The organism is Variovorax sp. LjRoot290 (genome assembly GCF_964253985.1).
Lineage (GTDB): Bacteria > Pseudomonadota > Gammaproteobacteria > Burkholderiales > Burkholderiaceae_C > Variovorax.
This window is the reverse complement of record NZ_CAXURW020000001.1, coordinates 1,501,548-1,522,539: the sequence shown is the minus strand read 5'-3', so window position 1 is coordinate 1,522,539 and position 20,992 is coordinate 1,501,548. Positions and strand designations below refer to the sequence as shown.

The following is a 20,992-nucleotide window of genomic DNA, read 5'->3' as shown; positions in this document are numbered from 1 at the left end:
CCTTCGGGGCCTGCGATCAGGCCTCGAGCAGCTGCGCCGCATGCCGGTGCAGCCTGTGCGCCGGATCGGCGAAGGCATCGACGATGCTGAAGTGGTGCAGGCCTGGCAGCACCTCGCAAACGGGCACCGTGTTGCGGCCCCAGGCCGCGCGAATCGCCGCGTTGTGGCGGATGAACTCCTCGCTCTCGTCGCCGCCCGCGACCGCATAGAGCTGGCCGCGCGTGGGTGCCGGCCACAGCACGGGGCTGGCGCGCAGCGCATCCGCATCGCTCAAGCGCAGCACGTGTTCCAGGAAGGGCGTGCGCTGCAGCGGCCGCAGGTCGTAGAGGCCCGAGATCGAGAGCGCGTTGCGCACCAGCTGCGCCGGCAGGTCGGGCGCGACCGCCTTCCAGTCGCAGGCCAGCAGCGCCGCCGCCATGTGGCCGCCTGCCGAATGGCCGGCGACGGTGATGCGCTCAGGGTCGCCGCCGTAGGCCGCGATGTGGCGCCAGGTCCATTCGAGCGCGCGCACCATCTGCAGCAGGATATCCGGCACGGTCACGGGCCGATTGGCCGGCCCGGGGCACAGCGCATAGTTCGGCACGACCACGCACACGCCGCGGTCGTTGAACGCGGGCGCGACGAAGGAATGGTCGCTCTTGTCGAGCGCGCGCCAGTAGCCGCCGTGGATGAACACCAGCACGGGCGCATCGGGCACCGGAGCGGGAAAAACGTCGAGCATTTCGTTGGGCCCCTGGCCATAGGACAAGTCGAGCCGGCCGGGCAAGGCGTCGCGCGCGGCGGCGGAATCGCGGGCCCAGCGCTCGAGGTACGCGGGATGGTCCTTCACCCGCGCCAGGTTGTTGTACATGCCCTCCAGCCAGGCGGGGTCGTCGAAGGCCATGCGATTCGTGCTCCTTGTGCGTTGGGGCATCGGTTCTGGTTAAAATTCGCCTTGCGTTGGGGGGGTAGCTCAGCTGGGAGAGCGCCGCGTTCGCAATGCGGAGGTCGGGAGTTCGATCCTCCTCCTCTCCACCAACATCTCTCGAAGGCCTCGGCGCATCGCCGGGGCCTTTTTGTTTTCAGGCGTCCAATGTCAGGTGCTGGCCGTGCAGCGCGGCGGCCGCCGGCGAGGCCAGGAAGCCGATGGTCTGCGCGGCCACCGCGGTCGACACCCAGTTGTCGGGCTTGGCGTCGGGCATGGCCTGGCGATTGGCCGGCGTGTCGAGCACGCTGGGCGCGATGCTGTTGACCTGGATACCGTGCGGCGCCAGCTCGGCCGCCGCCGCCTCGACCAAGCGTTGCAGCGCACTCTTCGACGCGATGTAGGCCGCCATCCCGGCCGCGCCGCGCGCCGCGGTCTTGGCGCTGACGGCGATCACGCTGCCGGCCTTGCGCTCGATCATCGAGGGCACCAGCGCCTGCGAGACGGCCACGAAGGACCAAGCGTTCAGGTTCATCATCCGGTCCCAGGCCGCGCGGCTCAGCGCATGCACCGGCTCGCCCATCTCGAAGCCGCCGGCGATGTGGACCAGCGCGTCGACCCGCTTGAAGGCCGCGAGGATCTGCGTCGCGGCGTCGGCCATGGCCGACGCCGAAGTCACGTCAGCCTGCAGCAACAGGTGTTGCGAGTTGTCGAGCCCCGGAAACGCGTCGGTCAGATGCTCCATGCGGTGGTCGAGCAGCGCCACGCGGGCGCCCTGGTCGAGAAAATGCTGCACGACGGCGCGGCCGAGCGCGCCGGCGGCGCCGGTCACCACGATGTGGCGGATGGTGTTGGCTTCGATCATTTGGCGGCTCCTTGTTCGGGCAGGCATGGTAACGCCGGCGTCAGTACGGGAAGCGCTCGGCTGGCATCATTGACCCTTCCTTTTTGCACCGGAGAATCGTCATGAAAGAAGTGGTTGTCGTGAGCGGTGTACGCACCGCAATCGGTACTTTCGGCGGAAGCCTCAAGGATGTGCCGCCCACGCGGCTGGCGGCGCTGGTGACCAGGGAGGCGCTCGCGCGCGCCAAGGTCGACGGCAAGGACGTGGAGCACGTGGTGTTCGGCCACGTGGTCAACACTGAGCCGCGCGACATGTACATGGCGCGCGTGGCCGCCATCGAGGGCGGCTGCGCCCAGGAGACCCCTGCCCTCACCGTGAACCGGCTGTGCGGATCGGGCCTGCAGGCGATCGTGAGCGCGGCGCAAAGCATCCAGCTCGGCGACGCCAAGGTGGCCGTCGGTGGCGGCGCGGAAAGCATGAGCCGCGCCCCGCTCTCTTCGCTCACCGCGCGCTGGGGCGTGCGCATGGGCGATGCCAAGCTGGTCGACATGATGATCGGCGCGCTGCACGACCCGTTCGAGAACATCCACATGGGCGTGACGGCGGAGAACGTCGCGAAGAAGTGGGGCATCAGCCGCGAAACGCAGGACCAGACCGCGCTCGCCAGCCACCAGCGCGCGCAGAAGGCCATCGAGAACGGCTACTTCAAGACGCAGATCGTCCCGGTGCCGCTGGAGAGCCGCAAAGGCACGACGCTGTTCGATACCGACGAGCACGTGCGCTTCGACGCCACGATCGAGGACATGGCGAAGCTCAAGCCCGCCTTCCTGAAGGAAAGCGGCACGGTGACCGCCGGCAATGCCTCGGGCATCAACGACGCGGCAGCGGCGGTGGTGCTGATGGAGAAAGAAGAGGCGGCGCGCCGCGGCCTCAAGCCGATGGCGCGCGTCGTGGCCTATGCCTTCGCCGGCGTCGACCCGGCCTACATGGGCATCGGCCCGGTGCCGGCCTCGCGCAAGGCACTGGAGAAAGCGGGCCTCAAGGCATCGGACATGGATGTGGTCGAGGCCAACGAAGCCTTCGCGGCGCAGGCCTGCGCGGTGAGCAAGGATCTCGGGCTGGATGCCGCCAAGGTGAACCCGAACGGCTCGGGCATCTCGCTTGGCCACCCGATCGGCGCCACCGGCGCACTGATCACCGTGAAGGCGCTGTACGAGCTCGAACGCATCCAGGGCCGCTACGCATTGGTGACGATGTGCATCGGCGGCGGCCAGGGCATCGCGTGCATTTTCGAGCGCGCTTGAGCGAGGCCGCCTCGCGATATGGCTATAATCGTGGGATTGCCTGAATGACAGCAATGTCAATCAGGGGCTCTTAGCTCAGTTGGTAGAGCAGCGGACTCTTAATCCGTAGGTCGAGTGTTCGAGTCACTCAGGGCCCACCAAACCATGTAAAAGCCCGCCATCAGATCGATGGCGGGCTTTTTTCATGCCTGCACCAGCAGGATCGGGCAAGAGAGAAACAGGATTGGGCTATCGCGAACCTTCCTGCCGGAAGGACACTCGCAAAACTGCACGCTCGCAGCACGCAACCCAAGGAGTTCCTCATATGCGCTACAGAAGATTCGGCCGTACCGGCTTGTTCATTTCCGAGCTCTGTCTCGGCACGATGACTTTCGGCGGCGGAGGCGGCATCTGGGGGCAGATCGGCGACCTGCAGCAGGCCGAGGCCGAGCGCCTGATCGGCCGCTCGCTCGATGCCGGGATCAACTTCATCGACACGGCCGACGTCTACTCCGACGGCCGCTCGGAAATCATCACCGGGCAGGCGCTGCGAAACCTGCAGGTGCCGCGCGAGAACGTGGTTGTCACCACCAAGGTGTTCGGCGAGGCCGGCACGAAAAGCATCAATTCGCGCGGCATGTCGCGCCATCACATCATGGACGGTGTGAAGGCGAGCCTGAAGCGCCTGCAGCTGGACCACATCGACCTGTACCAGATCCATGGCTTCGATCCGGCAACGCCGATCGAGGAGACCGTGCGCGCACTCGACAACCTCGTTCAGCACGGCCACGTGCGCTATGTCGGCGTGTCGAACTGGGCCGCCTGGCAGATCATGAAGGCACTCGGCATCTCCGAACGGCTGGGGCTGGCGCGCTTCGAATCGCTGCAGGCGTACTACACGATCGCCGGCCGCGATCTCGAGCGCGAACTGGTTCCGCTGCTCAAGAGCGAAAGCGTCGGGCTGATGGTCTGGAGCCCGCTCGCCGGCGGCCTGCTGAGCGGCAAGTACGGCCGCGACGTCAAGGCGGAGGCAGGCAGCCGACGCACCACCTTCGACTTTCCGCCGGTGAACGTCGAGCGCGCCTACGACTGCATCGACGTGATGCGTGGCATCGCGCAGGCGAAGGACGTTTCCGTGGCGCAGATCGCCCTGGCCTGGCTGCTGCACCAGGCGGCGGTGACGAGCGTGATCATCGGCGCCAAGCGCGCAGAGCAGCTCGACGACAACATCGCGGCGACCGCCATCGCCTTGAGCGGCGAGGAACTCGCCGCGCTCGACAAGGTCAGCGCGCTGCCGGCCGAATATCCGGGCTGGATGCTCGAGCGCCAGGGCGGACCCCGGCTCCAGCAGCTCGCGGAATCCGCCGGCGCCTGAGAATGGCTACACCGCCATGATCGACACGGCCTTGGTGTTCAAGTACGCCTCCATCGCCTCCGGACCACCCTCGGAGCCGTAGCCCGAGTCCTTGATGCCGCCGAAGGGCATCTCCGGCGTGGGCGCGGCCGGCTGGTTGATCCACAGCATGCCGACTTCCATCTGCTGCGACAGCAGGTGCGCGTTCTTGATCGACTTCGTGAACGCGTAGCCCGCAAGGCCGAAAGGCAGGCGGTTGGCTTCGGCGATCGCTTCTTCGAGCGTGTCGAAGCCGCGGATGGCGGCGATCGGGCCGAAAGGTTCGTTGTTGAACACGTCGGCTTCGAGCGAGACGTCCGTCAGCACGGTGGGCGCGAAGAAGTTGCCGGAGGAGCCCACGCGTTCGCCGCCGGTGGCGACCTTGGCGCCCGTGGCGCGCGCGTCGTCGAGCACCTTCGCCATCGCAGTGAGCCGGCGCGCGTTCGCGAGCGGGCCGAGGGTTGTACCTTCGGCCAGGCCGTCGCCGAGCTTGAGGCTCTCGGCATGCTTCACCATCGCTTCGGCGAAGGCTTGCTTGATGCTGTTGTGCACGAGGAAGCGCGTTGGCGAGATGCACACCTGGCCCGCGTTGCGGAACTTGGCACCGCCCGAGGCCTTCACGGCCAGCGCGACGTCGGCGTCCTCGGCCACGATCACCGGCGCGTGACCGCCCAGCTCCATGGTGGCGCGCTTCATGTGCGCGCCGGCCAGGGCCGCGAGCTGCTTGCCCACCGGCGTCGAGCCGGTGAAAGTGACCTTGCGGATGATGGGGTGCGGAATCAGGTAGCTCGAGATCTCGGCCGGATCGCCGAACACCAGGCCGACCGTGCCCGCGGGCACGCCCGCATCCACGAAGGCCTGCAGCAGGGCCGCCGGAGAGGCCGGCGTTTCTTCCGGCGCCTTGACGAGGAAGGAGCAACCGCTCGCGAGCGCAGCGCCGAGCTTGCGCACGATCTGGTTGATCGGGAAGTTCCACGGCGTGAACGCGGCCACGGGGCCGAGCGGCTCCTTGATCACCAGCTGCTGCGCCGCGAGGTTGCGCGAGGGCACGATGCGGCCATAGACGCGCCGGCCTTCGTCGGCGAACCATTCGATGATGTCGGCGCCGGCGAGTACCTCGCCACGCGCTTCGACGAAGGGCTTGCCCTGCTCCTGCGTGAGCAGGCGGGCGATGTCGGCGGCGCGTTCGCGCACCAGGCCTGCGGCCTTGCGCATCGTCGCTGCGCGTTCGTTGGCCGGGATCTTGCGCCAGGCTTCGAAGCCGCGCTGCGCGGCGGCCAGTGCCCGGTCCAGGTCGGGAATGCCGGCGTGGGCGACCTTGCCGATGGGCTTGCCCGTGGCAGGGTTGATCACGTCCAGGGTCTTGCCGCTCGCGGCGTCGCACCATTCATTCTCGATCAGCAGTCGGGTGTCGGTGTAGCTTGCTGTGCTCATGTCGGTCCTTGGGGTTCTTTCCGAGTATTGATGCTGGTGCGCGATCCGATCGCGCGGCCAGCCGCCATTGTCACCCGTGACGGTTTTCCGGCCCGCGCAGTCAGTCTTCCACGTACCACCGGTCCTTGGTGAGCATCACGCGATGGTGGCCCTGGCCGGCCGGCATCATCGGAAAGCAGTTCTCCTGCGGGGCCACTTGTGCGTCGAGGAAGAAGGGGCCCTCGTACCCTATGCACTCGGCCAGCGCGGCCTGCAGTTCGGCGGGGTCCGACACGCGCCGCGCACCCCAGCCGAAAGCCCTGGCCAGCGCCACGAAATCGGGCAGCGCCTCGTTCCAGCTGTGGCTCAGCCGGTTGCCGTGGTTCAGTTCCTGCCACTGGCGCACCATGCCCATGTAGCCGTTGTTGCACAACACGAGCTTCACGGGCGTTCGGTGCTGCATGGCCGTGGAAAGCTCCTGGATATTCATGAGTACCGAGGCGTCGCCGCTCACGCAGACGACGAGCTCCTCGGGGTGCGCGATCTGCGCGCCGATGGCCGCCGGCAGGCCATAGCCCATGGTGCCGGCCCCGCCCGATGTCAGCCAGCAGCGCGGGCGCTCGAAGCGCAGGTACTGTGCGGCCCACATCTGGTGCTGGCCGACATCGGTGGAGACGATGGCGTCGCGGCCTTCGATGGCCTGCTGCAGCGAGCGCATCAGCTGCTGCGGCAGGATGGCGTCGCTGCGCGCAGCGAAGTCCAGGCAGCGTTGCGCGCGCCAACGCTCGATGCGCTGCCACCAGGGCGCGAGCCGCTCCGGCGCGAGGCCGTCGAGCGCGGGCAACGCAAGCAGTGCATCCAGCACCACGCCGCAATCGCCGACCAATGGAGCGTCAACCCGCACCACCTTGTTAATGCTGCTGGGATCGATGTCGATGTGAATCTTGCGCGCATGCGGACAGAACTCGTCGAGCTTGCCGGTCACTCGGTCATCGAAACGCGCGCCGACGCAGACCACGAGATCGGCCTCGTGCATCGCAAGGTTGGCCTCCAGCGTGCCGTGCATGCCCAGCATGCCGAGAAAGCGCGGGTCGGAGGCCGGGAAGGCGCCGAGTCCCATCAAGGTCAGCGTGCAGGGTGCGTCGAGGCGATGCACGAGGCGCGTGAAGGCTTCGCATGCGCCGGGACCGGCGTTGACGAGCCCACCGCCACCGTAGAGGACGGGCCGGCGGGCGGTCGAGAGAAGATCCGCCGCGCGCTGCAGGCTGGCGTGCGGCGGCGGTCGTGCATCGGGGCCGGGCCGCCGCGGCGTCGAGGCCGGCTGGCCGGTCAGCGGCGCGAGCTGAACATCCTTCGGCACGTCGAGCAGCACCGGCCCCGGGCGCCCGGAGGCGGCGATGCGCAGCGCGCGCCGCACCACGGCCGGGATCTCGTCGGCGATGCGGGTCTGGTGATTCCACTTCGTCACCGGCCGCGACATGCCGAGTGCATCGCTTTCCTGAAACGCGTTGGTGCCGATCACGCCGGTTGCAACCTGGCCGCTGATGCACAGCACGGGCACCGAGTCGCTGATCGCATCGAGCAGGCCGGTGATGGTGTTGCCGACACCCGGCCCCGAGGTCACGAGCACCACGCCCACGCGGCCGGTGCTGCGCGCGTAGCCTTCGGCCGCATGGACCGCCGCCTGCTCGTGCCGCACCAGCACATGCCGCAGCCGAGGCTCGCCGTGCAGTGCGTCGTAGAGCGGCAGCGCGGCGCCGCCGGGATAGCCGAAGATGGTGTCGATGCCGCATTCGATCAGGGTGTCGAGCAGGGCTTCGGCGCCGTTGCGCAGCGAGACAGTCGGGACGGCGGAGGCGATGGTGGCGTGCATGCACCGATTCTTCCGGTTTCGATGCAGAATTTGCTTCATTCTTTCAAGCAATTCTGCTGATTTCATGAAGATCAATCGCCAAAACAAGAAAACAAACGAAGAATCATTCGACAGATTCGATATGGCGATCCTGCGTGCGCTTCTGCACGACTCGCGCAAGACGCTGCAGGAAATCGGCGCCGAGGTCGGGCTGTCGCCGACGAGCTGCTGGAGCCGCATCAAGAAGCTCGAAGCGCAGGAAGTGATCAAGCGCTACACGGTCGACCTCGATGCCGCCAAGCTCGGCTACCACGACTCCGTGATCGTGCAACTCACGCTGGAAAGCCACAGCGACGAGACGCTCTACGAGTTCGGCCGCGTGCTCGCCACCATTCCCGAAGTCCAGGAGGCCTACCTGGTCTCAGGCGACTACGACTACTACATCCGCATCGCGGTGCGCGACACGCGCGACTACGAGCGGCTGCTGCGCGAGAAGCTCTACAAGATTCCGGGCATCCGCCACAGCCAGTCGCACTTCGTGCTGCGCGTGCTCAAGGAAGCGAGCGTGCCGCTCGCCTGATCGCGCCCCAAAGGAAAAGCCCGCCGAAGGCGGGCTTTGTCATGTGCGCAGCAGGCGCTCAGCGCGTGGGCTTGAAGGCGCGCCGTTGGGCGTCGCGAGGCACGAACACCTTGCCGCCGCCGTTGTTGCCGCGCGGTGCGAAACCATCGCCGCGGCCTGCGCCGGCTGCGCCGCCGCGGGGTGCGCTATCGCCCCAGCCGGGCTTGCGGCCATAGCCGGCAGCGTCGTCGCGACCGCCGCCGAAGCCCGCATTGCCCTTGTGCTGGAAGCCACGCGGTGCCGGTGCACCCGGGCCGCGTGCAGGACCGCGATCATTGAAACCGCTGGCGCCCGCATAGCCGCCTGCGGGGCCGCCACGATGACCGCCGCCGCCGCCGAACTTGCGATCGCGCGAGTGGTTGTCACGGCTGTCGCGGCCACGGCCACCGAAGTCGCCTCCCGGGCGCGACTGCGGCGAGCGCTGCTGCGGCTCGAGACCGGGGACCACCTCGGCCTTGAACTGCTGGCGGCTGTACGACTCGATGTCGAAGATCTTGCGGCGATCGCGGAACTCGGCGAAGGTCACGGCCAGGCCGTCGCGCCCTGCCCGGCCGGTGCGGCCGATGCGGTGGGTGTAGTCCTCGGCCTTCATCGGCAGGCCGAAGTTGAAGACGTGCGTGATGGTCGGCACGTCGATGCCGCGGGCGGCCACGTCGGTGGCCACGAGGATCTGCACCTGGCCCTGGCGCAGCGCCATCAGCCGGCGATTGCGCAGGCCTTGGCTCAGCGCGCCGTGCAGCGCCACGGCACTGAAGCCGTCCTGCTGCAGGTCGTTGGCGAGGCCGTCGCATTCGACCTGCGTGCTCGCGAAGACGATGGCTTGGTTGATGGTGGTGTCGCGCAGCCAGTGGTCGAGCAGCTTGCGCTTGTGCTGGGAGTGGTCGGCCCAGAACAGCACCTGCTTGATGTTGGCGTGCTTCTCCTGCGGGCTGTCGATGGTCACGCGCTGCGGCTCGCGCATCACGCGCTGCGCCAGCTGCTGGATGCGCGGCGCGAAGGTGGCGCTGAACATCATGGTCTGCTGGCGCTCGATGGTCAGCTGGTTGACTTCGGCGAGGTCGTCCGCAAAGCCGAGGTCGAGCATGCGATCGGCCTCGTCGACGACCAGGAACTTGACCTGGTCGAGCTTGATCTGCATCGAGCGCTGCAGGTCGAGCAGACGGCCGGGCGTGGCGACCACGAGGTCTGCGTTCTGCAGCCGGGCGATCTGCAACTGGTAGGGCATGCCGCCCACCACGTTGGCGATGCGCAGGCCGCGGCAATGGCGGACCAGGTCGATCGCGTCATGCGCCACCTGTTGGGCGAGTTCGCGCGTGGGGCACAGGATCAGAGCGCCGGGCGTGGCCGCCTTGAAATGGCGCGCGTTGGTCGGGTCCTTGCGCTTGGGCTTCTTCGGCAGAGCTTCGCCGCGCGCGGCGGCTTCGGCGGCCAGGCGCTGGAATTCGGCCTTGGCCGCAGCCTCGGCTTCGGCCTGGCGCTGCAGCAGGGTGTGCAGCACGGGCAGCAGGAAGGCAGCGGTCTTGCCGCTACCGGTCTGGCTCGACACCATCAGGTCGACGAAGCGCGTGGCGCCGTCGGCCTGGCCGCTGGCGGTCATGGCGCGCGGAATCACTTGTTCCTGCACGGTGGTCGGCTGGGTGAAGCCCAGGTCTTCGACCGCGGCGATCAGCTCGGGCGCGAGGCCGAGCTTGATGAAGCCGTTGGGCAGCTTCGGCTCGGTGGCTTCGACGGCGTCGAGCGCCTCGAAGGAAGTCGTTTCATCGGATTGCACAGGCGCAAAGTCGCCCTGCGCTTCAAAAGCGTCGGTCATTCAGAAATCTCATACGCGAGCGCTGCCGTGGGCGGCGCTCCGTTGGGTGGTGAAAAACATCAACCATCCAACGACATTCAGCAAGGACTTTCGTCTTTGCTGCGGCCCATTCAACGGGGCGCGGTGTGCAAGATAGGGAGATGCAAGAAAACGCTGCCTGAAGGGTCCCCGGCAGCGAAGCCGACGATTATCGCATAGCTTCGGGTTTTTACCTAATCCGCAATGCGCAAGAAGGTATCGCGGTAGTGCGCGAGTTCCTCGATCGACTCGTGGACATCGGCCAGCGCGGTATGCGCCTGCTGCTTCTTGAAGGCGTTGTAGGCGGCCGGCTTCCAGCGCTTGGCCAGTTCCTTGAGCGTGCTGACGTCGAGGTTGCGGTAATGGAAATAGGCTTCCAGCTTCGGCATGTACTTGACCAGGAAGCGCCGGTCCTGGCCGATGGTGTTGCCGCACATCGGCGAGCCGTTCTTCGGGATGTAGCGCGCGACGAACTCGAGCAGTTGCTGCTCGGCCGCGGCCTCGTCCAACGCGGAGGCCTTGACCTTGTCGATCAGCCCGCTGCGGCCATGCGTTCCCTTGTTCCAGGAATCCATGCCGTCGAGCACCTCGTCGCTCTGGTGGATGACGAGCACGGGGCCGTCGATGCGCGGCACCAGATCGGGGCCGGTCACGACGACGGCGATCTCGAGCAGGCGCTCTTTTTCGGGGTCGAGGCCGCTCATCTCGCAGTCCAGCCAGACGAGGTTCTGGTCGCTCTTCTTGAGGGTGGTGGCGGGCACGGGCGCGGTCGGGGCGGTGGATTCTGACATCGGGTGATTGTCGTCGATGACCCTGTGCGCGAGCGGCTGGCGTGCGGGCTAAACTCGCCTCGCCATGTCCGCCGCCCTCCTCTTCACTTTTGCGTTCGCCCTCGCGCTGGCTGCAGGCCTCGTCGTCAAACTCTGGCTCGCCACGCGGCAGGTGCGTCATGTGGCGCGCCATCGCGATGCAGTGCCTGCGGCCTTCGCGCAGGCCATCGCGCTCGCAGCGCACCAGAAGGCCGCCGACTACACGGTGGCCAAGACCCGATTCGGCCTGCTCGAAATGGCATGGGGCACGGCGCTGCTTTTGGGCTGGACCCTGCTGGGCGGGCTCGACCTCCTCAACAAATTGCTGATGGACTGGATGGGCGGCGGCATGCTGCAGCAGCTCGCGCTGCTCTCTGCCTTCGCGCTGATCAGCGGCCTGCTCGACCTCCCATTCACGCTCTGGCAGACCTTCAGGCTCGAGGAACGCTTCGGCTTCAACAAGATGACCTGGCGGCTGTGGCTCCTCGACGGCGCCAAGTCGCTGCTGCTGGGCGCGCTCATCGGCCTGCCCATCGCGGCGTTGATGCTCTGGCTCATGGGCGCGGCCGGCAACCTGTGGTGGCTGTGGGCCTGGGGCGCCTGGATGGCATTCAATCTGCTGCTGATGCTGGTCTATCCGACCTTCATTGCGCCGCTCTTCAACAAGTTCCAGCCGCTGGACGACGCTACGCTCAAGGCGCGCGTCAACGCCCTGATGAAGCGCTGCGGCTTTGCCGCCAAGGGCCTGTTCGTGATGGACGGCAGCAAGCGCAGCGCGCATGCCAACGCCTATTTCACCGGCTTCGGCGCCAGCAAGCGCGTCGTCTTCTACGACACGCTGCTGCGCCAGCTCAGCGCCGGCGAAGTGGAGGCCGTGCTCGCGCACGAACTGGGCCACTTCAAGCACCGGCACGTCGTGAAGCGCATGGCCGCGATGTTCGCGCTGAGCCTGGCCGGCTTCGCGCTGCTGGGCTGGCTGTCGGTCCATTCGTGGTTCTATGTCGGCCTCGGCGTACAGCCCAACATGGCAGCGCCCAACGATGCACTCGCCATCCTGCTCTTCATGCTCGCGGTGCCGGTCTTCGGCTTCTTCGTCGCGCCGCTGCCGGTGCGCATTTCCCGCAAGCACGAGTTCGAGGCCGACGCCTATGCGATCGCGCAAACCAGCGGCGCCGACCTCTCGGCGGCGCTGCTCAAGCTCTACCAGGACAACGCCTCGACGCTGACACCCGACCCGGTGTTCGTCAAGTTCTACTACTCGCACCCGCCCGCATCCGAGCGCCTTGCGCGCATGGTCGCGGGTTGAACCTGAGAAAGCCGACCATGAGCAGCATGTTCAAACCCAAGGACTGGAAGCAGCACGCACGCCGCGCACTGAGCGCCACCGAGATCGTCGCCGGCCTGGCGCGGCTCGACGGCTGGAAGCTGACCGGCGACGGCGCCAATGTCGCGATCGAGAAGACTTTCAGCTTCGCGAACTACTTCGAGACCATCGCCTTCGTGAACGCACTGGCCTTCATTGCGCACACGCAAGACCACCACCCCGACCTTTCGGTGCACTACAACCGCTGCGTCGTACGCTTCAACACGCACGACGTGGGCGGCATCTCGGCCACGGATTTCGAGTGCGCGACGCAGGCGGATGCCCTGCTGGCAACGGCCTGAGCCCGATGGAACGCGCCCTTGGCTAAGCAACGCAGCGGCGCCGAGGGTGCCGCATTGCGCGACGGACTCGTCATTGCCAGCCATGGCCGCCACTGCCTCGTCGAAACACCCGAGGGCGAACGACTGATTTGCCATCCGCGCGGCAAGAAGAGCCAGGCCGTGGTGGGCGACCGGGTACGCTGGCAGGCCAGCGAGGACGAGGGCACCATCGAGCAGGTACAGCAGAGGAAGAACCTGTTCTACCGGCAGGACGAGATTCGCACCAAGTCCTTCGCGGCCAATCTCGACCAGGTACTCATCCTGATCGCGGCCGAGCCCGAGTTCTCCGAAACCCAGTTGGCGCGTGCGCTGATCGCGGCCGCGGCCGAACGCATCGCGCCGATCATCGCGCTCAACAAGAGCGATGTCGTCGCCCCCTTCGAACGGGCCTGGGCCAGGCTGGCGCCCTACCGCCGGATGCATCATGGCGTGCTGCCGCTGTCGCTCAAGGCCTCGCCGGAGGCCGATCGCGCAACCTTGATGAAGCTGCTGGCGGGCAAGACCACCCTGGTGCTCGGTCCGTCGGGCGCCGGCAAGAGCACGCTCACCAACCTGCTGGTGCCGGCCGCGCTGGCCTCGACGGCAGAGATTTCGCAGGCGCTCAATTCGGGCAAGCACACCACGACCAGCACCACCTGGTACTGGGTGGACGACGCGCGGACCACGGCGCTGATCGATTCGCCGGGCTTCCAGGAATTCGGACTGAATCACATCGAAGCGATGCAACTCGCGCACCTGATGCCCGACATCGCCGAACACGCCGCGGCATGCAAGTTCTACAACTGCACGCATCTGCACGAGCCGGGCTGCGGTGTGATCGCGCAGGTGGAGTCGCCCGGCCATCCGGGTGCGATCAGCCCCTCGCGCTATCGGATCTATGGCGAGCTGTTCGCCGAACTGAGCCAATCCCGCTACAAATGAAGGTGCTGCTGTATTCCCATGTGTTCCATCCGTCGGTGGGCGGCGTCGAGACCGTATCGCGCGCACTCGTCGAGGGCTTCGTGGCGAAAGGCATCGACTGCAAGGTGGTGACCCAGACGCCCGAGGGGGACGGCGCGCAGTTCCCCTTCGAGGTGATCCGCCAACCGGCTAGCGCGCGCGTGCGCGAGCTTCTGCGCTGGGCGGACGTGGTCCTCTTCAATGGCGCGAGCCTGGCGCTTCAGCCCTGGGTTCTGGCCTATCGCAAGCCCTTCGTCTGGGTGCATGTGGGCTACCAGGCCTCGTGCATCGACGGCGCCGGCTGGGTCGACAACGCCCCGGCGCCGCTCGAGCCCGTGGCGTCTTTTCTCTTTCATGCGCGCAGAAGCGGCTACGTACGCGGCTTGAAGGATGGCGTGAAACTGCTGCTGCGGCGCGGTATCGCCAAGTTCGCCGTTACCCGGAATGTCGCCATCACCCAGTGGATGAACAAGACGCTGCCGCTGCCGCGGCAGGTGCAGATCTACAACCCCTTTCCGATCGAGCGCTTCCAGGCAGCGGACCACGGCGAGCCCGAGTACGAGTTCTTCTACATGGGAAGGATCGTGCAGGAGAAGGGCGTCGACACCTTGATCCGCGCCTTCGCGAAGGTCGTCCAACGCAGCCGGGAAGCGCCGCGGCTGCTGCTCATCGGGGATGGGAGCGCACGGCCGGAGATCGAGCGGCTGGTGGCCGCATCCGGCCTCTCGGCTTCCGTCGTCTTCGCCGGCTCGCAATCGGGCCCTGCGCTCGTCGAATGGGTCTCGAAGGGCATGATCGGGGTGATCCCGTCGGCGTGGTACGAGCCGATGGGCGGGGTCGCGGTCGAGCTCCTGGCAGCAGGCAAGAGCCTCATCGTCTCGGCCAAGGGCGGACTTTCGGAGTGCGTCGGCGATGCCGGTCTCGTCTTCCCGAACGGCGACGATGAAGCGCTGGCCGCGCAGATGCAGCGGGTGCTGGGCGATCCGGTCCTCCGGGCCGCGCAGACGGCAAAGGCCCGCGAACGCGCGCAAGCCTTCATGCCCGCGCGCTTCGTCGATCAGTACATCGGCCTGCTCAAGGAAGTGACGGGCCGCGCCTGAGGCGATTCAATCGAGGACCTGCGCCAGCGCATCGACCAGCGCACTGCACTGCTCCCGCGTGCCAATGCTGATGCGCAGGTACTGCGCGATGCGCGGCTGTCCGAAGTGCCGCACCAGCACCGCGCGCGCCCGCAGCGCCGCCGCCAGTGCGGCGGCATCGTGCGCGGGATGGCGCACGAATACGAAGTTGGCCTGCGAGGGCAACACCTCGAAGCCCAGATCCTCCAACTGCAGCGTCAGTCCCTCGCGGGTGTCGACGACGGCGTCGCGCGTCTTCGAGAACCAGGCCTCGTCAGCGAGCGCGGCAATGGCGCCCGCCGTCGCCAAGCGGTCGAGCGGATAGGAGTTGAAGCTGTTCTTGACCCGTTGCAGCGCATCGATCAGCTGCGCCTGCCCGCAGGCAAAGCCCACGCGCAAGCCGGCGAGCGAACGCGATTTCGACAGCGTCTGCACGACCAGCAGGTTCGGATAGCGCGCGATCAGGGGCAGCGCGCTTTCGCCGCCGAAATCCACATAGGCCTCGTCCACCAGCACCACGCGCTGCGGGCAGGCCTGGAGCAGGCGCTCGATGCATGCGAGCGGCATCCCGATACCGGTCGGCGCATTGGGATTCGCGATCACGATGCCGCCGCAGCCGGCCGCGGCACGCGCCGCCAGCGCATCGGCATCGATGCGAAGTCCCTCGTCCACCGGCTGCAGCTCGCATGCGATCGCATAGAGCTGCGCGTAGACGCGGTAGAAGCTGTAGGTGACGTCCGGAATCAGCAAAGGCTCGGCTTGCTGGAAAAAGGCGAAGAAGGCGTGGGCCAGCACTTCGTCGGAGCCATTGCCCGCAAACACCTGCGCGCTGTGCAGGCCGTGGCGCACAGCGATCGCTTCGCGCAGCGCGATCGATTCGGGATCGGGGTAGCGTTCGAGTCCCTTCTCTGCCGCCTCCTGAATGGCATCGAGCACTCGCGGCGAGGGCGGATAGGGGTTCTCGTTGGTATTGAGCTTGACCAGATTCGCGACGCGCGGCTGCTCGCCCGGCACATAGGGCTCCAGCGCCGCAATGCGCGGACTCCAGAAGCTTGGAGCGGTGCTCAAGGCCGACACACCCGGCTCAGCCCAGCAGGCGCGCCAGCGTGAGCAGCGCGAGCAGCACCATCCACATCACGACCGAACGCCAGACCAGGCCGACGACGCTGCGCAGGTGCGCTGGTTCAGGTTCGCGCCCCGGGGTGCTGCCGCTGTCGGGGCCACGCCCGCCGGCGAGCGGATCGCCCGCCTGCGCGCTCGACAACGGATCGGTCAGCGGGACCGGACTCAGGGTGCCGCCACCGAGCCGCACGTTGACGGCACCCGAGGTCGCGGCCAGGATCACGCCGTCGTTCTCGTTGGGAAAGCGCCGGGCGTCGTTGCGCCAGCAGTCGATCGCTTCTTCGAAACTGCCGACCACCGCGAAACCGAGCGCCGTGATGCGCGCCGGCAGCCAGTCGATCAGGCCCCAGGCCCGATCGGCCGCATGCTGGACCCACGTGCTGGACGGCTGGATCGAAGCGCCGTTCTTGTGCGCCCAATAGCGCGAGACGAATTCGCTCATCCGATAGAACACCGCGCCGGCAGGCCCCAATCCGGCGGCGGCGAGGATGGAGAACCAGGCGAGCACACCGAACACGTGCCGATGCGCCGCGATCACCGAGTGCTCGATCACGTGCCGCACGATCTCGCTGCGCGGTAGGTCGGCCGCATCGACGCGCTGCCAATGCGCGAGCAGCGAGCGCGCGAGCGCTTCGTCGCCCTCGTCGAGCGCATCGCGGATGCCGGTGAAATGGTGGCTGAACTGCCGAAAGCCCAGCGTGACGTAGAGCACCGCGACGCTCCACAGCACCGCGAAGGGCAGCCCGAGCGTGAGCACCAGCAGCCAGTGCACGCCCAATGCGAGCACCGTCGGCACGAGCACCGCAAGCCCCCAGGCCACCCAGCCATGGTGCGGCTTGCCGGCGTCGAAATTGCGGCTGGTCCAACGCGTCCATGCGAGCACGCTGCCGTACACGGGGTTGTGGTACGCAAGCGGCCGCACCTGCTCGATCAGCAACGCGCACAGGATCGCAAAGAAGCTCATCCGTCGATGATAGCGAGTGCCTCCATGGCACCCGGACGGGACGCGGCGTGGTTCAGGCCGAGAGGAAGCGGTAGAGGTTGCGCAGCATGCCCGCCGTCGCACCCCATACGTAACGCTCGTCAGGACCGTCCTGGTAGGGCATCGAAAACCACTCGCGCGACTTGAGGTCTTCGCCGACGAGCGCGTGCCGCCGGTGGTTCGCCGGATTCATCAGGTAAGCGAGCGGCACTTCGAAAGCCGCCGCCACCTCATAAGGATTGATGTTCAGCTCGAAGTCCGGGCGCACGAGCGCGACCACCGGCGTCACGATGAAGGACGTGACGGTGGTGTAGGTCGGCAGGCAGCCCAGCACCTCGATGTACGCCGCCGACAAGCCGACCTCTTCCCACGCTTCGCGCAGGGCGGCCGCTGCAATATTGGCGTCTTCGGGGTCGACCCGGCCGCCCGGAAAGGCGACCTGGCCCGAGTGGGTCGACAGATGCGTCGTCCGCTCGGTCAGCAGCACCGTGGGTTCGTCCCTCATCACGATCGGCACCAGCACCGCCGCCTGGGCGGGTACGCGATCCGTCAGCCGCGGCTCGCGCCGCAACTCGGGCACCCAGGCCGGCGGCGTGGCGAAGCGTGCGCGCAAGGCGCGCGCATCGAAGCGGGAGGGCGCCACCGCGGGCAACCCGACGTCGATACCGACCACCGGCACCTGGCGCGGGTCGAAGGACCGCAGCGCCGACGGCAGGACGGCGTTGACGGATTCGACGGAAGCAGCGCGCATGGTAGACGGTGGTGGTGTGGTCAAGAAAGGACTTGCTGAGTAAAACGCAAAAACTGAGCCAGCGTGACACGCGGCACAACAACAAAAATCACGAACGCTGGATGCATCGAAGCACAAATGCAAAAAGCCGCCTTGATCGGCGGCTTTTTGCACGACGGGAGGCTCTCTTTATTGAGCAGCCGCTGCCGACGACTTGCCCGGCAGCTTTTCCTTGATGCGTGCCGAACGGCCGCTGCGTTCGCGCAGATAGTAGAGCTTGGCGCGGCGCACATCGCCGCGACGCTTGACTTCGATGCCGGCGATCAACGGGCTGTAGGTCTGGAACGTACGTTCCACGCCTTCGCCGCTGGAGATCTTGCGCACCGTGAAGCCGCTGTTGAGGCCGCGATTGCGCTTGGCGATCACGACGCCTTCGTAGGCCTGCACGCGCTTGCGGTTGCCTTCGACGACGTTCACGCTGACGATGACCGTGTCACCGGGCATGAAATCGGGGATCTTCTTGCCGAGCCGGGCGATTTCTTCCTGCTCGAGGGTCTGGATGAGGTTCATTTGTTTCCTGGATTCGATCGTGCTCGCGCTACACAAAAGGCGTCTTGAGGCCTTGAAGGCCAAGGCGACGCGGCCGGCAGAGGATCGGGGAACCCAAGATTATAGCTTTTTTTGGAGCACTTTCTCGTCCGTCGGGCTGAGCCGTCCGGCTGCGCGTGCCGCCTCGATCAGCTCCGGCCGTTTTTGCAGGGTGATCGCGAGCCGCTGATCGCGTCGCCAGCGCTCGATCTGCACGTGATGCCCCGAGAGCAGGACGGGAGGCACGCCCTCGCCCTTCCATTGCTCCGGCCGGGTGTAGTGGGGGCAGTCGAGCAGGCCGTCGAGCGCCGGATTGAAGCTGTCCTGCACATGGCTGTCCTCATCGCCCAGCACGCCGGGCTGGAGCCGCGCGACGGCGTCGAGCAAGGCCATGGCGGGAATCTCGCCGCCCGAAAGCACGAAATCGCCGATGCTCAGCTGGTGCGTGACCCTCGCATCGATGAAGCGCTGGTCGATGCCTTCATAGCGCCCGCACACCAGCACTGCGCCTTCGGTGGCGGACCATTGCTCCACCACCGCGTGCCTCAAGGTCTCGCCGATCGGCGAGAAGAGAAGCACCGGCGCCGCAGCGCCCCGGGCCGCCAGCGCCGCATCGAGGCAGGCCGACAACGGCTCGGCCATCATGACCATGCCTGGGCCGCCGCCGAAAGGCCGGTCGTCGACGCGCCGGTAGTTGCCGTCGGCGAAATCGCGCGGGTTCCACAGCACGACCTCGACCTGCTTCGACTCGTAGGCACGGCGCGTCACGCCGCTCGCGAGAAAGGGCGCGAACAGCTCGGGAAAGAGGGTGATGACGTCGAAGCGCATGGCGGCGCCGGAGCCGGGCGGCTCAGTAATCAGGCTGCCAGTCGACCGTGATCAGCCGGCCCGGCAGATCCACTTTGTCGACGAAGGCCGAGACGAAGGGAACCATGCGCTCGATCGGCTTGCCGCCCTCCTGGGCGTCCAGCACCAGCGTGGTCTGCGGCCCGCTGGCGAGAAGTTCGCGCACCGTGCCGAGCGCGACGCCTTCGCGGTTCACGACGGCAAGCCCGATCAGATCGACCCAGTAGTACTCGTCGTCGCCGGCGGTCGGAAAGCTCGAACGCGGCACGAACACACGCGCACCGCGCAAGGCTTCGGCCGCGTTGCGGTCAGGCACGTCCTCGGACGAGGCGACGATGCAGTCGGAGTGTTCCTTGGCTTCGCGGATCGCGAGCCGGAAAGCGCCGGCGGTCTTTGCGCCGGGCGGCTGCAGAAACCAGCGCTTGGATGAAAAAAGCGCCTCGGGCTGGGCGCTGTGGGGCAGGACCTTGAACCAGCCCTTGATGCCCCAGGCGTCGGCGATGCGCGCCACCTCGATCGCGTCCGCCGGCAGTTCGGCGGCTTCGAGTGTGGGCAGCATCGCCTTGCCGGCCGCTTAAGCAGCGGCCTTCGGAGCCGCTGCGGCGGCTTGCTTGATCAGGCGATGGACCGTGGGCGAGGCTTGCGCGCCGACGCTCTTCCAGTAGGCCAGGCGATCCTGCGCGATGCGGATGCTTTCTTCGTTTTCCTTGGCGGTCGGGTTATAGAAACCCAGGCGCTCGATGAAACGGCCATCGCGGCGAACGCGCTTGTCCGACACGACGATGTTGAAAAACGGACGGCCTTTGGCGCCGCCGCGGGAGAGTCGAATGACGACCATGATTTATCCTTCGGGTGGTGCAGCAAACCCGAATAGGTTCGCCCACGGTGTTCTTCCAGCGTCGAGACACGCGACATGGCCACCCGGCCAGCGACACGCTGAAAAGCCCACGATTATAGCCCGAGCGACTTTTTTCAACACCCTTGGCATTGCCAGGCGTCTCAGAATGACCACCATCCGCCCCAGCCGCGACGAGGACATCGCGGCAATCACCGCCATTTATGCCCATCACGTGCTGCACGGCACAGGCACCTTCGAGACCGAGCCGCCCTCATCCGCCGACATGGCTGCCCGACGCGCCGACGTGCTGTCGAAGAACCTGCCCTATCTGGTGGCCGAGCAGGACGGCGAACTGCTCGGCTTTGCGTACTGCAGCTGGTTCAAGCCCCGTCCCGCCTACCGCTTTTCGGCCGAGGATTCCATCTACCTGGCCGACGCCGCGCGGGGCCAGGGCCTGGGTGCACGACTGCTGGCCGCGCTGACGCAGGCCGCCGAATCCGTCGGCGTGCGAAAGCTGATCGCGGTGATCGGTGACTCGGCCAACGCCGGATCGATCGGCGTGCACCGCGGCCAGGGCTTCGCCCATGTGGGCGTGCTCAAGGACTGCGGCTGGAAGTTCGGCCAGTGGCGCGACGTGGTCTTGATGGAAAAGGTGCTGGGCGAAGGCAGCTCGACGAGCCCCGAATGAAGAACAAGACCGTGGCCGCCTGGCTCGCCTTCCTCGGCGGGCCTCTGGGGCTGCACTGCTTCTATCTGCGCGGCTTCGGCAGCACGCTGGGCTGGCTGCTGCCGATCCCGACGGCGCTCGGCCTGTACGGCATCGAACGCCTGCGCCTCTATGGCGTGGACGACGGCTGGAGCTGGCTGCTGCTCCCGCTGCTCGGCTTCACGATTGCGGGCTGCGCGCTCACCGCTATCGTCTATGGCCTGATGACGCCGGAGAAATGGAACGCCCGCTACAACGCCGGCGCCGCGCCCGAGGCTCCCGCCGGGCGCACCAACTGGCTCACCATCGGCGCTGTCGTGCTGGCCCTGTTCTTCGGCAGCACGATCCTCATGGCCAGCATCGCCTTCAGCTTCCAGCGCTTCTTCGAGCACCAGATCGAAGAAGGCCGGAAGATTTCTCAGTAATCGCCGCTGCGCAAGGCTTCGACAAGCTCAGCCCGAGCGGACAGGGGCG

Annotated in this window: 22 protein-coding genes and 2 tRNA genes; 11 read left to right on the top strand and 13 right to left on the bottom strand. The window is 66.9% G+C overall.

Translation table 11 applies throughout. The features are described from left to right. Positions 1 to 16: 16 nt before the first annotated feature. Positions 17 to 883: an alpha/beta hydrolase gene (locus tag ACSQ9A_RS07655; RefSeq protein ID WP_436303206.1), complete on the bottom strand. Its 867-nt coding sequence runs from the start codon at positions 881 to 883 to the stop codon at positions 17 to 19. Positions 884 to 941: 58 nt separating this feature from the next. On the opposite strand from ACSQ9A_RS07655, the gene ACSQ9A_RS07650 reads away from it, so the two are divergent. Next, positions 942 to 1,017, top strand: a tRNA-Ala gene (locus tag ACSQ9A_RS07650). Positions 1,018 to 1,061: 44 nt separating this feature from the next. Here ACSQ9A_RS07650 and ACSQ9A_RS07645 read toward each other — a convergent pair. Next, positions 1,062 to 1,769 (bottom strand): SDR family NAD(P)-dependent oxidoreductase, encoded by a 708-nt coding sequence (locus tag ACSQ9A_RS07645; protein WP_436303204.1) that lies wholly within the window; start codon positions 1,767 to 1,769, stop codon positions 1,062 to 1,064. A gap of 101 nt (positions 1,770 to 1,870) precedes the next feature. Here ACSQ9A_RS07645 and bktB point away from each other — a divergent pair, with 101 nt between their 5' ends. The 3 genes from bktB to ACSQ9A_RS07630 all read left to right on the top strand — a co-directional run bounded on the left by bktB (position 1,871) and on the right by ACSQ9A_RS07630 (position 4,406). After that, positions 1,871 to 3,052, top strand: coding sequence for a beta-ketothiolase BktB (gene bktB, locus ACSQ9A_RS07640; RefSeq protein WP_436303203.1), 1,182 nt, complete (start codon positions 1,871 to 1,873; stop codon positions 3,050 to 3,052). A gap of 64 nt (positions 3,053 to 3,116) precedes the next feature. Next, positions 3,117 to 3,192, top strand: a tRNA-Lys gene (locus ACSQ9A_RS07635). A gap of 164 nt (positions 3,193 to 3,356) precedes the next feature. Next, a complete protein-coding gene (locus ACSQ9A_RS07630; protein ID WP_436303202.1) occupies positions 3,357 to 4,406 on the top strand; it encodes an aldo/keto reductase in 1,050 nt (349 codons plus the stop codon). Positions 4,407 to 4,412: 6 nt separating this feature from the next. Here ACSQ9A_RS07630 and ACSQ9A_RS07625 read toward each other — a convergent pair whose 3' ends face one another. Continuing rightward, entirely contained in the window at positions 4,413 to 5,858 is a 1,446-nt protein-coding gene (locus ACSQ9A_RS07625) for an NAD-dependent succinate-semialdehyde dehydrogenase (protein ID WP_093106382.1), read from the bottom strand. Between the two features lie 100 nt (positions 5,859 to 5,958). Then, a complete protein-coding gene (ilvB, locus tag ACSQ9A_RS07620; RefSeq protein ID WP_436303200.1) occupies positions 5,959 to 7,710 on the bottom strand; it encodes a biosynthetic-type acetolactate synthase large subunit in 1,752 nt (583 codons plus the stop codon). A gap of 64 nt (positions 7,711 to 7,774) precedes the next feature. On the opposite strand from ilvB, the gene ACSQ9A_RS07615 reads away from it, so the two are divergent. After that, positions 7,775 to 8,269, top strand: a complete 495-nt coding sequence (locus ACSQ9A_RS07615; protein WP_212733656.1) for an Lrp/AsnC family transcriptional regulator — start codon at positions 7,775 to 7,777, stop codon at positions 8,267 to 8,269. A 58-nt stretch (positions 8,270 to 8,327) separates the two neighbouring features. Here ACSQ9A_RS07615 and ACSQ9A_RS07610 read toward each other — a convergent pair whose 3' ends face one another. Both ACSQ9A_RS07610 and orn read right to left on the bottom strand, forming a co-directional pair. Next, positions 8,328 to 10,118: a DEAD/DEAH box helicase gene (locus ACSQ9A_RS07610; protein ID WP_093106387.1), complete on the bottom strand. Its 1,791-nt coding sequence runs from the start codon at positions 10,116 to 10,118 to the stop codon at positions 8,328 to 8,330. A gap of 212 nt (positions 10,119 to 10,330) precedes the next feature. Further along, on the bottom strand, positions 10,331 to 10,927 hold the full coding sequence (orn, locus tag ACSQ9A_RS07605) for an oligoribonuclease (RefSeq protein WP_436303199.1): 597 nt from the start codon (positions 10,925 to 10,927) through the stop codon (positions 10,331 to 10,333). 64 nt (positions 10,928 to 10,991) lie between these two features. Here orn and ACSQ9A_RS07600 point away from each other — a divergent pair, with 64 nt between their 5' ends. From ACSQ9A_RS07600 to ACSQ9A_RS07585, 4 genes are read left to right on the top strand one after another with little or no spacing between them, the layout of a single operon-like run. Beyond that, on the top strand, positions 10,992 to 12,251 hold the full coding sequence (locus tag ACSQ9A_RS07600) for a M48 family metallopeptidase (RefSeq protein ID WP_436292637.1): 1,260 nt from the start codon (positions 10,992 to 10,994) through the stop codon (positions 12,249 to 12,251). 17 nt (positions 12,252 to 12,268) lie between these two features. Next, positions 12,269 to 12,610: a 4a-hydroxytetrahydrobiopterin dehydratase gene (locus ACSQ9A_RS07595; RefSeq protein WP_436303198.1), complete on the top strand. Its 342-nt coding sequence runs from the start codon at positions 12,269 to 12,271 to the stop codon at positions 12,608 to 12,610. 18 nt (positions 12,611 to 12,628) lie between these two features. Continuing rightward, entirely contained in the window at positions 12,629 to 13,570 is a 942-nt protein-coding gene (gene rsgA / locus ACSQ9A_RS07590) for a ribosome small subunit-dependent GTPase A (RefSeq protein ID WP_436292636.1), read from the top strand. Beyond that, complete coding sequence (locus ACSQ9A_RS07585; protein WP_436303197.1) at positions 13,567 to 14,688, top strand: glycosyltransferase family 4 protein; 1,122 nt, start codon at positions 13,567 to 13,569, stop codon at positions 14,686 to 14,688. Before rsgA ends, ACSQ9A_RS07585 begins: the two co-directional genes overlap by 4 nt. Positions 14,689 to 14,694: 6 nt before the next feature. Here the strand turns inward: ACSQ9A_RS07585 and hisC are convergent, their stop codons facing one another. The 7 genes from hisC to rpsP form a co-directional block, all read right to left on the bottom strand. Beyond that, positions 14,695 to 15,774, bottom strand: coding sequence for a histidinol-phosphate transaminase (gene hisC / locus ACSQ9A_RS07580; RefSeq protein ID WP_436303196.1), 1,080 nt, complete (start codon positions 15,772 to 15,774; stop codon positions 14,695 to 14,697). A 16-nt stretch (positions 15,775 to 15,790) separates the two neighbouring features. Further along, on the bottom strand, positions 15,791 to 16,792 hold the full coding sequence (locus ACSQ9A_RS07575; RefSeq protein WP_436303195.1) for a CobD/CbiB family protein: 1,002 nt from the start codon (positions 16,790 to 16,792) through the stop codon (positions 15,791 to 15,793). Between the two features lie 52 nt (positions 16,793 to 16,844). Then, positions 16,845 to 17,561, bottom strand: a complete 717-nt coding sequence (locus ACSQ9A_RS07570) for a CoA pyrophosphatase (protein WP_436303194.1) — start codon at positions 17,559 to 17,561, stop codon at positions 16,845 to 16,847. Positions 17,562 to 17,729: 168 nt separating this feature from the next. After that, positions 17,730 to 18,110 (bottom strand): 50S ribosomal protein L19, encoded by a 381-nt coding sequence (gene rplS / locus ACSQ9A_RS07565; RefSeq protein WP_093106411.1) that lies wholly within the window; start codon positions 18,108 to 18,110, stop codon positions 17,730 to 17,732. A 99-nt stretch (positions 18,111 to 18,209) separates the two neighbouring features. After that, entirely contained in the window at positions 18,210 to 18,956 is a 747-nt protein-coding gene (gene trmD, locus ACSQ9A_RS07560) for a tRNA (guanosine(37)-N1)-methyltransferase TrmD (RefSeq protein ID WP_436303193.1), read from the bottom strand. A 22-nt stretch (positions 18,957 to 18,978) separates the two neighbouring features. Continuing rightward, on the bottom strand, positions 18,979 to 19,533 hold the full coding sequence (rimM, locus tag ACSQ9A_RS07555; protein WP_093106416.1) for a ribosome maturation factor RimM: 555 nt from the start codon (positions 19,531 to 19,533) through the stop codon (positions 18,979 to 18,981). A 15-nt stretch (positions 19,534 to 19,548) separates the two neighbouring features. Then, complete coding sequence (rpsP, locus tag ACSQ9A_RS07550) at positions 19,549 to 19,812, bottom strand: 30S ribosomal protein S16 (RefSeq protein WP_093106418.1); 264 nt, start codon at positions 19,810 to 19,812, stop codon at positions 19,549 to 19,551. Between the two features lie 166 nt (positions 19,813 to 19,978). Between rpsP and ACSQ9A_RS07545 the strand changes: the two genes are divergently transcribed. Together ACSQ9A_RS07545 and ACSQ9A_RS07540 are read left to right on the top strand one after the other, a co-directional pair. After that, on the top strand, positions 19,979 to 20,500 hold the full coding sequence (locus ACSQ9A_RS07545) for a GNAT family N-acetyltransferase (protein ID WP_093106421.1): 522 nt from the start codon (positions 19,979 to 19,981) through the stop codon (positions 20,498 to 20,500). Continuing rightward, positions 20,497 to 20,943: a hypothetical protein gene (locus ACSQ9A_RS07540; RefSeq protein WP_093106423.1), complete on the top strand. Its 447-nt coding sequence runs from the start codon at positions 20,497 to 20,499 to the stop codon at positions 20,941 to 20,943. Before ACSQ9A_RS07545 ends, ACSQ9A_RS07540 begins: the two co-directional genes overlap by 4 nt. Positions 20,944 to 20,992: the final 49 nt, after the last annotated feature.